General features: G+C 62.0%; 13 protein-coding genes. 10 read left to right on the top strand and 3 right to left on the bottom strand.

Annotated elements, in window-relative coordinates; translation table 11 throughout:
* Positions 1 to 49 precede the first annotated feature (49 nt).
* Complete coding sequence (gene pmbA, locus O3298_RS06365) at positions 50 to 1,402, top strand: metalloprotease PmbA (protein WP_305058790.1); 1,353 nt, start codon at positions 50 to 52, stop codon at positions 1,400 to 1,402.
* A 46-nt stretch (positions 1,403 to 1,448) separates the two neighbouring features.
* On the opposite strand, the gene O3298_RS06360 is transcribed toward pmbA, so the two are convergent.
* Positions 1,449 to 2,558 (bottom strand): cytochrome-c peroxidase, encoded by a 1,110-nt coding sequence (locus tag O3298_RS06360; protein ID WP_305058789.1) that lies wholly within the window; start codon positions 2,556 to 2,558, stop codon positions 1,449 to 1,451.
* Between the two features lie 279 nt (positions 2,559 to 2,837).
* Complete coding sequence (locus O3298_RS06355; protein ID WP_034746346.1) at positions 2,838 to 3,962, bottom strand: M14-type cytosolic carboxypeptidase; 1,125 nt, start codon at positions 3,960 to 3,962, stop codon at positions 2,838 to 2,840.
* 141 nt (positions 3,963 to 4,103) lie between these two features.
* Between O3298_RS06355 and O3298_RS06350 the strand changes: the two genes are divergently transcribed.
* Positions 4,104 to 4,358: a hypothetical protein gene (locus O3298_RS06350; RefSeq protein ID WP_077408596.1), complete on the top strand. Its 255-nt coding sequence runs from the start codon at positions 4,104 to 4,106 to the stop codon at positions 4,356 to 4,358.
* A gap of 112 nt (positions 4,359 to 4,470) precedes the next feature.
* On the opposite strand, the gene paaX is transcribed toward O3298_RS06350, so the two are convergent.
* Positions 4,471 to 5,400: a phenylacetic acid degradation operon negative regulatory protein PaaX gene (gene paaX, locus O3298_RS06345; protein WP_305058788.1), complete on the bottom strand. Its 930-nt coding sequence runs from the start codon at positions 5,398 to 5,400 to the stop codon at positions 4,471 to 4,473.
* A gap of 267 nt (positions 5,401 to 5,667) precedes the next feature.
* On the opposite strand from paaX, the gene paaA reads away from it, so the two are divergent.
* The 8 genes from paaA to paaI all read left to right on the top strand — a co-directional run bounded on the left by paaA (position 5,668) and on the right by paaI (position 12,264).
* Positions 5,668 to 6,657 carry a 1,2-phenylacetyl-CoA epoxidase subunit PaaA gene (gene paaA / locus O3298_RS06340; protein WP_077408594.1) on the top strand — a complete coding sequence of 330 codons (990 nt, stop codon included), beginning with the start codon at positions 5,668 to 5,670 and terminating at the stop codon, positions 6,655 to 6,657.
* A gap of 26 nt (positions 6,658 to 6,683) precedes the next feature.
* On the top strand, positions 6,684 to 6,968 hold the full coding sequence (gene paaB, locus O3298_RS06335) for a 1,2-phenylacetyl-CoA epoxidase subunit PaaB (protein WP_034746356.1): 285 nt from the start codon (positions 6,684 to 6,686) through the stop codon (positions 6,966 to 6,968).
* Positions 6,969 to 6,982: 14 nt separating this feature from the next.
* Complete coding sequence (gene paaC, locus O3298_RS06330) at positions 6,983 to 7,735, top strand: 1,2-phenylacetyl-CoA epoxidase subunit PaaC (RefSeq protein WP_305058977.1); 753 nt, start codon at positions 6,983 to 6,985, stop codon at positions 7,733 to 7,735.
* The gene (gene paaD / locus O3298_RS06325) at positions 7,735 to 8,262 is read left to right on the top strand and encodes a 1,2-phenylacetyl-CoA epoxidase subunit PaaD (RefSeq protein WP_305058787.1); all 528 of its coding nucleotides are present in this window, start codon (positions 7,735 to 7,737) and stop codon (positions 8,260 to 8,262) included. The genes paaC and paaD overlap by 1 nt, the downstream gene beginning before the upstream one ends.
* A gap of 40 nt (positions 8,263 to 8,302) precedes the next feature.
* Positions 8,303 to 9,382: a 1,2-phenylacetyl-CoA epoxidase subunit PaaE gene (gene paaE / locus O3298_RS06320; RefSeq protein ID WP_305058786.1), complete on the top strand. Its 1,080-nt coding sequence runs from the start codon at positions 8,303 to 8,305 to the stop codon at positions 9,380 to 9,382.
* A gap of 84 nt (positions 9,383 to 9,466) precedes the next feature.
* On the top strand, positions 9,467 to 10,258 hold the full coding sequence (gene paaG / locus O3298_RS06315; protein WP_305058785.1) for a 2-(1,2-epoxy-1,2-dihydrophenyl)acetyl-CoA isomerase PaaG: 792 nt from the start codon (positions 9,467 to 9,469) through the stop codon (positions 10,256 to 10,258).
* Between the two features lies 1 nt (position 10,259).
* Positions 10,260 to 11,825 (top strand): 3-hydroxyacyl-CoA dehydrogenase PaaH, encoded by a 1,566-nt coding sequence (gene paaH, locus O3298_RS06310; RefSeq protein WP_305058784.1) that lies wholly within the window; start codon positions 10,260 to 10,262, stop codon positions 11,823 to 11,825.
* Positions 11,818 to 12,264, top strand: coding sequence for a hydroxyphenylacetyl-CoA thioesterase PaaI (gene paaI / locus O3298_RS06305; RefSeq protein ID WP_305058783.1), 447 nt, complete (start codon positions 11,818 to 11,820; stop codon positions 12,262 to 12,264). Before paaH ends, paaI begins: the two co-directional genes overlap by 8 nt.
* Positions 12,265 to 12,317: the final 53 nt, after the last annotated feature.

The raw sequence follows: 12,317 nt of genomic DNA, 5'->3' as shown, positions 1-12,317 counted from the left end.
AACGACTGCTATGATAACCTTTTTAGCGGCTTTCCGAAGAAAACAGCGCATGAACGACTCCGTATTTACCCATAGTCAAGAGCAATTGCAGCAACTAGCCCGTGATGTGTTGTCTTTTGCGCGGGAAGCGGGCGGCACCGACGCAGCCGTCGAAGTCAGCGAAGGCGGCGGCTTGTCCGTTTCTGTACGAAAAGGCAAGATCGAGACGATCGAGCAAAACAAGGACAAGGGCATGGGCGTGACCGTGTTTGTCGGCAAGAAGCGCGGCAATGCCAGCACCTCCGACTTCTCGCCGTCCGCCCTGCGCGCCACGGTGGACGCCGCCTACAACATCGCCCGCTTCACGGCCGAGGACGATTGCGCGGGCCTGGCCGACACGGATATGCTGGAAATGTCCCCCCGCGACTTGCAATTGTTCTATCGCTGGCTCATTTCCACCGAGGAAGCCGTCGCCCTGGTCCAGCGGGCTGAAGCGGCCGCGTTTGCCGTCGACCCGCGCATCACGAACAGCGAGGGAGCCAGCGTGCACGTGCAGCAATCGCACTTTGTTTCCGCCAATTCGCGCGGCTTCATCGGCGGCTACCCGTTTTCACGCCACACCCTGTCCGTGGCGCCCATCGCCGGCAAGGGCGCGAAGATGCAGCGCGACGACTGGTATTCGTCCGTGCGCGACGCCTCCAAAATGTCGAGCCCGGAAGCCATCGGTCGCTATGCCGCCGAGCGCGCCCTGTCGCGCCTGAACGCGCGCAAACTGGGCACGCGCACTTGTCCCGTGCTGTTCGAGGCACCGCTGGCGGCCGGTTTGCTGGGTACCTATGTGCAAGCGACCTCGGGCGGCGCCCTGTACCGCAAATCCACTTTCCTGAACGATTCCCTGGGCACGCAAGTGCTGCCGTCGCACGTGCAGATCTTCGAAGACCCGCACGTGATCGGCGGCGTCGGTTCGGCGCCGTTCGACGAAGAGGGCGTGAAAACCGTCAGCCGCGACGTCGTCAAGGATGGCGTGGTGCAAGGCTATTTCCTGTCGACCTACACGGCCCGCAAGCTGGGCATGCAGACGACGGGCAACGCGGGCGGTTCGCATAATCTGTATCTGACGTCGAACCTGACGGCCGCCAGCGACGATTTTAGTGCCATGCTGAAAAAGCTGGGCACGGGCTTGCTGGTGACGGAACTGATGGGACAAGGAACCAATTACGTGACGGGCGACTATTCGCGCGGCGCATCCGGTTTCTGGGTGGAAAATGGCGTGATCCAGTATCCGGTGGAAGAAATCACCATCGCCGGCAACATGAAGGACATGCTGCGCAACATCGTGGCCGTGGGCGCCGACGAACTGCGCCGCGGCACCAAACAGACGGGGTCCATTCTCATCGAGAGCATGGTGGTGGCGGGCGGCTGAGCGCCTGAATGGCAAGCGCGACAACGCCGGGCGGGCGTGCCACGCTTTACTGCTGGACTTGATAGCCATCCGTCAGGGTGGCCAGGAACTTCACCATATCCTCGATCTCGCCCGCCGTCAGCGCCGGCGCCATGCCGCGCTTGCGGTCGAACGGCGCTTCCTTGACGTTCACGTTGGCGCGGTATCTGGCAGGTATGTCATTGAATTTCTGCACTTTTCCTCGCTTGTCGCGCGGATACCATTCTTGCGGATGCGTATCGCGCCGCACATAAAAACGCAGGGCATCCGTCAGGTTGTCGAACACGCCGTTATGAAAAAACACCTGGCGTGTGGCCACATTGCGCAGGCTGGGCACCTTGAAGGCGCCGCATAGTTCGCCTTTCGCCGCCAGGTCCATACGGTCGGGACCGCACAAGCCCAGGTCGAAATAGGCCGGGTCGGCCGTGGCGGGAATGCGCATATTGCGCGGCACGCCCAGATTGTCGAAACTGAAGTCCGTAAACAGGGGCGGCGCGCCATGTTCGCCCCGCACGCTGGGGTGGCAAGCGGCGCAATTGCCCTTGCGTTCATCGTTGAACAGGGCCAAGCCCCGCAATTCGGCCAGCTCCAGGGGAACCTTGTTGGCCAGGTACAGGTCATATTTGGAATCGTAGCGGTGAAAATCCGGCTCTTCCTGCTGGAATTGCTGCAAAGCATACGTGATGCGGCTGAATGCCTGTTGTGGTTGCGCAAAGATGGCGTCGCCAAAGACGCGCCGGAATGCGTCCGCATAGTTGCCGTTGCGCAACCGTTCCACCACCACATCCGTGCTGGCATTGGCCATTTCGTGCGCTGCCAGGAACGGCCGTTCCGCCTGTTCTGCCAGGCTGGCGGCGCGGCCGTCGCGGTTGATGCCGCCGTTGGGGGCGCCTTCCTCATCAAAGCGGAAGGGCGGCGTGTGTTCCAGGTAGCGCAGCGATGGCGTGGCGCGGTAGCCGTGCGCCTGGCCATCGGCGCCGCCCAGTTGCACGGCCAGCTTGTTGCCGGGCGCGTAGGCGTGGGCTGGGTCATGGCAACTGGCGCACGACTGCCTGCCCGAGGCGGACAGGCTGGCATCGTGGAAGATGCGCCGCCCCAGCTGCGCGGCAGGGCTGAGTTCGGCCGCTGTGCCTGGCATGCCGTGCAAGCCAAGAAACAAGAATGTGCACACGTGTGCAAGTCGGGTCGGTGAAAATCGCGCCTCAGCGCATGGCTGGTCTTTGATGGTCATATGCGGGATGGTTGTCGGCAAGGGGGAGACAGGCAATGCTGCGCCCAGTATAGGCAGCAATGGCTGGCGTGGCAACGATTAGCGATGCTGCGCTGCGCAAGACGGGGAGCGGAAAACAGCCGGCGGCAGAGTAACCGCCGGCCAAGCCCGTCACGTCATGCGTGGCGGGCCAGTTTCATGCGCGGCTCAGGCGCGCAAGGTGGACAGGATAGGCTGCAGCACGGCCGCGCCCAGGGCGGCGCTGCGGGCGCCGCTCCAGCCCGTTTGCGGGTCGGGATCGTTGGCATTGTCCTTGAACGGCAATTCCAGGGTCAGCGACAGGCAGCCGAAGGCGTGGGTGATGTGGGGCGAACCCATGGTCAGTACTTCCGGCGTGAACGGGCCGTCTTCGTAGCCGTGCTCATCCTGGAAGTCAGGGCTGGCCACCTTGAAGTCGGCGATGAAGCGGTCTTGTTCGGCCTTCTGTGCTGGCGTGAAATTTTCCAGCGCATCGCTGCCGGCCACGAAGACGTAAGGCAAACCTTCGTCGCCATGCACGTCGAGGAACAGGTCGCAGCCGATTTCATGCATTTTCTGTTTTACCAGGAACACTTCCGGGCTGCGCTCCATCGTCGGCGTCATCCATTCGCGGTTCAGGTTGGCGCCGGCTGCGTTGGTGCGCAGGTTGCCATGCACGGAACCGTCCGGGTTCATGTTCGGCACCACGTAGAAGACGGCGTCTTGCAGGCACTGGCGGGCAAATGGATTGGCCTGGTCCAGCAAGGCTTCGAGCATGCCTTCGACAAACCATTCGGCCATCGTTTCACCTGGATGCTGGCGCGCGATGACCCAGACTTTCTTTTCGGCATCGGCGTCGCCGACCACCAGCAGATTCATGTCGCGGCCTTCCACGGTGCTACCCAGGTCGATCAAGCGCACCAGCGGCGACGCTTGCGCGCTGTCGATCAGGGCCAGGTGGCGGTCCCATGGGTACGGCTCGAAGTAGGCGTAGTACACGCTTTCCTCTTCCGGCGTGTGTTCGATGGTCATCACCGTGCCGTCAAAGCTGGTCGGTACGCGGAACCAGGTTTCGCGGTCGTAGCTGGCCACGGCCTGGTAATCTTTCCAGCCGTCCGGGTAGGCCGACTTGCCTGCGTTCATGAAGCGGATCGTGCACGCCTCGCCTTGCGCGCCTTGCAGGCGGAAGTAAAACCACTGCGTGATGTCGGCGTGGGAATCCTTGCGGATGTTCAGCTCGATGGATTGGGCATCGTCGGCGCGCAGCACCTCGATCGCGCCGGCGTCGAATTGCTGGCTGATTTTAATGGTCATGTGTGTTCCTGATAAAAACGTATGGGTTTTGCATCGTGTGCAATGGCGCGATGATACCTGTTTTGCGGTGGACTTTGTGCTGGCGCAAACGATGACGGACGCGCTTTGCTAACGTGATAGCTCCGACACGGGGAGGCCATCATGGATGACAACGGCAAACACATACGCGAACTGGAAAAGAAAATCAGCGCCCTCAGCGACGCCCTGGCGCACCTGGGCAAGGGCACGACCTTGCAGGAATTGCTGCGCATCATACGTTTCCCCGGCTATACGACGCCGGCCGAATTCACCTTCAACGTCGCCATCCTCGACACCATGCTGGTACAGGCCAATGCGCTGGAAAAGCTGGGACAGGATTTATTGGCAGGGGCGAAACAGGTGGTAGCAAAACAGTGAGCGCAGGCTCGGACGTATTCCTGAGCGCCTGAAAAATGGCCAGGGCCTGGCGCAGGGCCGCAGGCGGTACGAACGGACGCCCAGACCCTGCAACATCGTCATGGACGTTTTATCAGGTGTTCAGGCCGCCAAAACGTTCGTAGAACCACGGCTCCACATCGGGCGCCTGCGCATCTTCGCGCCGCAAGGTGGCCAGGATATGTTCCTCGGCCGCCGCGTACGTGATGCGGTACAGGTCGCGGGCCAGCGCATACGCCTGCGTGCCGGGCCACGGTTCGGGCAGCAGCTCGACGGGCAGTTGCGGGTCGTGCAGTTGCACGCGGCGGTAGGCGTGCGTCAGCAGCGAGCGGATGACGAACGCTTGCTCCGCATCGAACACGGGTGCTTCTTGCAGCAAGGTCAGCAGTGGTTGGAAACTGGCGATGAATTTTTGGTAGCCGGCTATGACTTCCGATAAATCCCAGCAGTCGCCCACCATGTCGCGCAGGGGACGCGTGCTGACGCCCGGCAATTCCGTGGTGTGGCAGACATACAGCTTGCCCTGCACTTCATTGCGCACGAGGATATCTTCCAGCGCCTCCGTATTGCTGGCCGGGTGGCCAAAGATGCCAGGCGAGATCAAGCCATAGCCAGCCCACAATAATTCCTTGCGCAGCGCCCCCCGCTCGGTGGCGCCGATGCTGCCGGCCGGCCCGATCACCAGGGTCCAGCTGCCATCCCAGTGCACGACCAGCGGTGCATAGATGCGGCGATAGGCGCGCTCGAAGCGGGCCAGCGCCTCCGGACGTATCGTATAGGCGCTGCGGCGGCCGTCGCGCTGCGAGCTGAGCCAGCCTTCCTGCGCCAGGCGGAACACGCTGGTGCGCAATAAACGGTCATTCACGCCAAACGGCGCCAGCAGTTCGATCAGGCTGCCCAGCCAGATGGCGCCGCCGCGCGGCACGATGGCGTCGCCAAAGATGGTCATCACCAGGGACTTCGAGCGCGGTGGGTCGCTTTCCAGGAAATCGGCTATCCATGCCGTGCAGCGGGTGTTCTTCATGTGGTTCCGGTCTGGCCGTGTTGCGGTCGGTTCAATAAAAGCAGCAGTTTACTTGGCTGCGCGGGTAGCGCGGCAATAATTTGCCGGAAGCGCTGGTGGCGCTTCGCAGTGTTTTCTCATAAGCAATATCATACGCACAAAAAAGCTGCACAAGATACGATTTTTTAAAATGATTCATATCAAGTGTATGCAAATCGTTTTTTGTATCGTATTATCTGTTCATCGCACCGCGTTGCTGCGCAAAATCAAAGACATGGGAGACAGATCATGTACGCACAAATGGTTGAAACCGGCCTCAAGAACGTCCGTTCCCTCGACGACATGGGTCAAGAAGAGCGCGCTTTCCAGGCGCGCATCGACGAAGGCATCAAGATCGAGGCCAAGGACTGGATGCCGGACGCTTACCGCAAGACCCTGATCCGCCAGATTTCGCAGCACGCGCACTCGGAAATCGTCGGCCAATTGCCTGAAGGTAATTGGGTCACGCGTGCGCCCACCCTGAAACGTAAATCGATCCTGCTGGCGAAGATCCAGGACGAAGCCGGCCACGGCCTGTACCTGTATAGCGCCGCGGAAACCTTGGGCGTGTCGCGCGACGACTTGCTGGCCGCCTTGCATTCGGGCAAAGCCAAGTATTCCAGCATCTTTAACTATCCGACCCTGTCGTGGGCCGACATGGGCGCCATCGGCTGGCTGGTCGACGGCTCCGCCATCATCAACCAGATTCCCCTGTGCCGCTGCTCGTACGGCCCGTATGCGCGCGCCATGATCCGCGTCTGCAAGGAAGAATCGTTCCATGCGCGCCAGGGCTACGACATCATGATGTCGCTGTGCAAGGGCACGCCCGCGCAGAAAGCCATGGCGCAGGATGCGCTGAACCGCTGGTGGTGGCCGTCGCTGATGATGTTCGGTCCATCGGACGCCGCTTCCGTCAACAGCGCCCAGTCGGCGCAATGGCGCATCAAGCTGTTCTCGAACGACGAATTGCGCCAGCGCATGGTCGACCAGACCGTGCCGCAAATCGAATACCTGGGCCTGACCGTGCCCGATCCCGACCTGAAGTTCAATGCGGAAACGGGCCATTATGAATTCGGCGAGATCGACTGGTCCGAGTTCAACAATGTCTTGAAGGGCAATGGCCCGTGCAACCGCGAACGCCTGCAAACGCGCGTGAAAGCGTATGAAGACGGCGAATGGTTCCGCGATGCCTTGGTCGCCTACGCCGACAAGCAAGCCGCTAGCAAAGCGGCAGCCTGAAAACATCTATAAAAGGGGATAGCAACATGAGCAAAGAATGGCCTTTGTGGGAAGTTTTCATCCGCAGCCAGCACGGCCTGGCGCACAAGCATGTGGGCAGCCTGCACGCTTCCGACGCCACCATGGCGGTCAACCATGCGCGCGACGTCTACACGCGCCGCAATGAAGGCGTGAGCATCTGGGTGGTGCGCGCGGCCGATATCGTCGCCAGCAGCCCCGGCGACAAGGGCGCCCTGTTCGAGCCATCGAACAGCAAGGTGTACCGCCATCCCACCTTCTTCCCGATGCCGGAAGAAGTCAAGAATCTGTGATGGGAGCGCCTGCAATGGATGACAAGGTCAATTACCTTCTGCGCCTGGGCGACAACGCCCTGATCCTCAGTCAGCAGCTGTCGCAGCTGTGCGGCAAGGGTCCCGCGCTGGAAGAGGACATGGCGCTGACCAACGTGGCGCTGGACCTGCTGGGCCAGACGCGTTTGTGGTTCAGCTATGCGGCCGAGCTGGAAAACGCGGGCCGCGACGAGGACGACATCGCCTTCCTGCGCGATGCCCACGATTTCAAGAATTGTCTGCTGGTCGAGCAGCCGAACGGCAATTACGCCGACACGATGATGCGCCAGTTCTTCTTCGACAGCTGGCACTACTTCCAGCTGCTGGAACTGACGAAATCGACGGATGCGCGCATCGTCGAGGTGGCGCAAAAGTCGATCAAGGAAGTGACCTATCACCTGCGCCGCAGCGGCGATCTCGTCGTGCGCCTCGGCGACGGCACGGCGGACAGCCACGCGAAAACGCAGGCCGCCGCCGACAAGCTGTGGATGTACACGGGCGAGATGTTCAAGTATGACGCCGTCGACCAGGCCATGGTGGCCGCCGGCATCGCGCCGCCATCCGACATCCTGCGTCAGGCGTTTCTGGAACACGTGGCCGAGATCTTCGCCGAAGCCACCTTGAGCATGCCGGCGCCCGACGCCTGGATGCAAAAAGGCGGCAAGCAGGGCACGCACACGGAGCACCTGGGTTTTATCCTGGCCGAGATGCAGTTCCTGCAGCGCGCCTATCCCGGGGCGGAGTGGTAATGAACACTGCCGCGGCAGCGCTGGACGCCGCCCAGGTCTGGGCCTGGCTGGGCGACGTGCCGGACCCGGAAATCCCCGTCATTTCGGTGGTGGACCTGGGCATCGTGCGCGCCGTCGAAGTCACCGGCGGCGACGCCTGTACCGTGACGATCACGCCCACGTATTCGGGCTGCCCTGCCATGCAGGTGATCGCCGACGCCGTCACGGATGCCTTGCGCAGCCATGGCGTGGACAAGGTGACGCTGGTGAACCAGCTGGCGCCCGCCTGGACGACGGACTGGATGAGCGAGACGGGCAAGGCCAAGCTGAAAGGCTATGGCATCGCTCCGCCGCAGCAGCAGGTGATCGACATCAGCGGTTTACGTGGTGGCGTCAAGCGCCAGGCGACGCCGAAACTGGACGTGATTTGCCCGAATTGCGGTTCCACGCATACGCAGCTGACCAGCCAGTTCGGCTCCACGCCGTGCAAGGCCCTGTACAAATGCCTGGATTGCCGCGAACCGTTTGACTACTTCAAGTGCCACTAAAAAAATCAGGCACACGTTCCGAAGAAACTGGAGATGAAGCATGAGTAAATTTTATCCGCTGTGCGTGGCCAACGTGCGCAATGAAACGCGCGACACCATCGCCGTCACGTTCGACGTGCCGGCCGAATTGCAGCAGCAGTTCCGCTTCCAGCAGGGCCAGCACCTGACCCTGCGCGCCCATATCAATGCGGAAGACGTGCGTCGCTCGTATTCCATCTGTTCGGCGGTGCAGGATGGCACCCTGCGCGTGGCCATCAAGCGCACGCCGGGCGGCGCTTTCTCTACCTGGGCGAACGACACCCTGAAAGCCGGCGCCACCATCGAGGTGATGCCACCGATGGGCCACTTCAACGTGCCGCTCGACTGCGTCAACCGCAAGCATTACCTGGCGTTCGCGGCCGGCAGCGGCATCACGCCCATCCTCTCCATCATCAAGACGACACTGCTGACGGAGCCCCTGAGCCGTTTCACCCTGTTCTACGGTAACCGCGCTTCGTCGTCCGTCATCTTCAAGGAAGAATTGACGGACTTGAAGGATGTGTACCTGGAGCGTTTGAACCTGGTCTACGTGATGAGCCGCGAACAGCAGGACATCGAACTGTTCAACGGCCGCATCACGCAGGAAAAATGCGAGCAGTTCCTGCAGTACTGGATCAAGATCGAAGACTACGACAACGCCTTCATCTGCGGCCCGGAAGACATGATGCTGGGCGTCTCCGCTGCCTTGCAGGCAGCCGGTATGCCCAAGCAGAATATCAAGATCGAGCTGTTCGCCGCCAGCATTCCGAAAAACGCCCACAAGCCGCGCGCCCAGCTGGCGACGGACGCCGTGCAGGAAACGGAAGTGACCGTCATCCTGGATGGTAACCACACCACCTTCACGATGGACAAGGACAAGGAATCCATCCTCGACGCGGGCCTGCGGCAGGGCATCGACATGCGCTATTCGTGCAAGGGCGGCGTGTGCTCGACCTGCCGCTGCAAGATCCTCGACGGCAAGGTTGAAATGGACGTCAACTATGCGCTGGAAGATTACGAAGTGGCGCGCGGCTTTGTCCTCAGTTGCCAGAGTTTTCCGGTTACTGACAAAGTCGTGGTGGACTTTGACCAAGCCGAATAACCCAACTGCCACTGCCGGGGTCAGACCCGACGGGTCTGACCCCAGATTTCCGCTGTGGGTTGATAACTAAAATAGCGAGACACCATGACCTACCAAAACATCCTCTTCACCATCGAGCAGGGCATCGCCACGCTCACCCTGAACCGTCCCGACAAACTGAATAGTTTTACGCAAGCCATGCACGAGGAAGTGCGCGACGCTATTGCCAAAGTCAATGCGGACAGCGCCGTGCGCGTCTTCGTGCTGACGGGTGCGGGCCGCGGCTTTTGCGCGGGCCAGGATTTGTCCGACCGCGCCGTGGAACCGGGTTCGAAGGGCGTGGACCTGGGCGAGTCGGTGGAAAAGAACTATGCGCCGCTGGTGCTGGCCTTGAAAGCCTTGCCGATGCCCGTGATCTGCGCCGTCAACGGCGTAGCCGCCGGCGCGGGCGCCAACCTGGCGCTGGCTTGCGACATTGTCATTGCCGGCAAGTCGGCCAGTTTCGTGGAAGTATTCTGCAAGCTGGGCCTGATCCCGGATACGGGCGGCACCTTCTTCCTGCCACGCCTGATCGGTTCCGCGCGCGCCATGGGCCTGGCCATGCTCGGCGAGAAGCTGACGGCAGAAAAAGCGGAAGACTGGGGTTTGATCTGGAAATGCGTCGAGGATGCCCAGCTGGCCGACGAAACGCGCAAGCTGGCCGTGCACTTTTCCACAGCCCCCACCAAGGGCCTGGCCTATACCAAGCAGGCGCTGGCCGCCAGCGGTGCGAATACTCTGCCGCAGCAGCTTGCGCTGGAAGCGCGCATGATGAGCGATCTCGGTAACAGCGACGATTACCGCGAAGGCGTGGCCGCCTTCATGGAAAAGCGCGCACCGCAATTCAAGGGACATTGATATGGCAGCTCTGGACAACAACAGTATCGTCGCCGTCATCGGCAGCGGCGCCATGGGCGCCGGCATCGCGCAGGTGGCGGCCGCCGCCGGTTACCGGGTCAAGCTGTATGACACGCGCTTTGACGCCGTCAGCAAGGCGCTGGCCGACATTGGCAAGATGTATGCGAAGATGGCTGAAAAGGGCCGTATGACGCCCGACGAAGCCGCGGCCGCCACGGCGCGCCTGCAGGCGGCCGGCAGCCTGGCTGATGTGGCAGATGCTGCCCTGGTAGTGGAGGCCATCGTGGAAAACCTCGACGTCAAGCGCGGCCTGTTCGCCGAACTCGAAGTGCTGGTTGGTGACGACTGCATCCTGGCGACGAACACCTCGTCGATTTCCGTTACGGCCATCGCGGCCAAGCTGCGCCGTCCGGAACGCCTGGTCGGCATGCACTTCTTTAATCCTGTGCCCCTGATGGCGCTGGTCGAAGTGATCAGCGGGCTGGCCACCAGCGAGAAAGTGGCCGCCACCGTGTATGACACGTCGATTGCCTGGGGCAAGAACCCAGTGCATGCAAAATCGACTCCCGGCTTCATCGTCAACCGTGTCGCCCGTCCCTTCTATGCGGAAGGCTGGCGCCTGCTGAACGAACAGGCGGGCGACGCCGCCACCATCGATGCCGTGCTGCGCGAAGCGGGCGGTTTCCGCATGGGCCCATTCGAGCTGATGGACCTGATCGGCCATGACGTCAATTTCTCCGTCACGCAATCCGTGTTCGGCGCCTATTTCAACGACCCGCGCTTCACGCCGTCCGTGCTGCAGCAGGAAATGGTCAATGCCGGTTTCCTCGGCCGCAAATCGGGCCGGGGTTTTTACCTGTACGGCGAAGGGGCCGCTGCCCCCGTGGCGCAGGCGGAAGGCGCGCAAGCGAAGCCGGAATTCGTTGCCCTGTCGGCCGCCATCGGCGGCGATGGCCGTGGCCACAGCGGCATCATCCGCAGTCTGGTGCAGCGCCTGGAGCAGGCCGGCATCACCGTCAGCCGCCGCGTGACGCAGGAAGGCCAGTCGCATGACGAGGCGCCCGCCCTGCATTGCCATGGCGCCGCGATTTATCTGACCGATGGCCGCAGTGCCACCCAGCGCGCGCACGACAACCAGCATCCGGACACGGTGCTGTTTGACCTGGCGCTCGATTACGCCAATGCCAAGCGCATCGCCGTGGCCCGCGCCGACCAGTGCAGCGATGCGGCCTACGCGGCCGTCGTTGGCCTCTTCCAGGCGGCCGGTTTCATCGTCACGCGCCTGGACGACGTGCCTGGCCTGGCCGTCATGCGCACGGTGGCCATGCTGGCCAACGAGGCGGCCGACGCCGTCAACCAGGGCGTGTGCACGGTGGCTGCCGTCGATATCGCCATGCAGAAGGGCGTCAACTATCCGTGCGGACCGCTGGCCTGGGCCGATGCCGTCGGCGTCCAGCACATCGTGACCGTGCTGCACCACCTGGCGCAGGGCTATGGCGAGGACCGTTACCGCGTCTCGCCGCTGCTGCGCCGCAAACTCGCCAATGGAGCACAGTTTCATGCATAAGGAAGACCATATCCACGCCGCCCAGGCTTTGGCCGAAGCGGCCGCCGCCTCCATGCTGTCGCGCGATAACGCCACCGCCGCCATGGGCATGGCCCTGGCCGACGTGGGCCCCGGCCATGCGCGCATGACGATGACGGTGCGCGCAGACATGCTCAATGGCCACCAGACTTGCCATGGCGGTTTTATCTTTGCCCTGGCCGACAGCGCTTTCGCGTTTGCCTGCAACAGCTACAACCTGAACACCGTGGGCGCCGGCTGCACCATCGATTACCTGGCACCGGGCCGCGAAGGCGACATGCTGACGGCGCACGCCGTCGAACAGGCGCTGGCCGGCAAGAGTGGCGTCTATGACGTCAAGGTGAGCAACCAGGACGGGCGTGCCATCGCGCTCTTCCGTGGCAAGTCGATTCGCGTGGCGGGTGAAGTCATCAGCAATTGAAGTTACAAGAGCAGGCTTGAACTGCCGGAACGAATTACATAGTTATAGAACCG

The organism is Janthinobacterium sp. SUN137 (assembly GCF_030587265.1).
Classification (GTDB): Bacteria; Pseudomonadota; Gammaproteobacteria; order Burkholderiales; family Burkholderiaceae_D; genus Janthinobacterium; species Janthinobacterium kumbetense.
The sequence above is the reverse complement of the archived record's forward strand: the minus strand, read 5'-3'. Positions and strand labels throughout refer to the sequence as shown.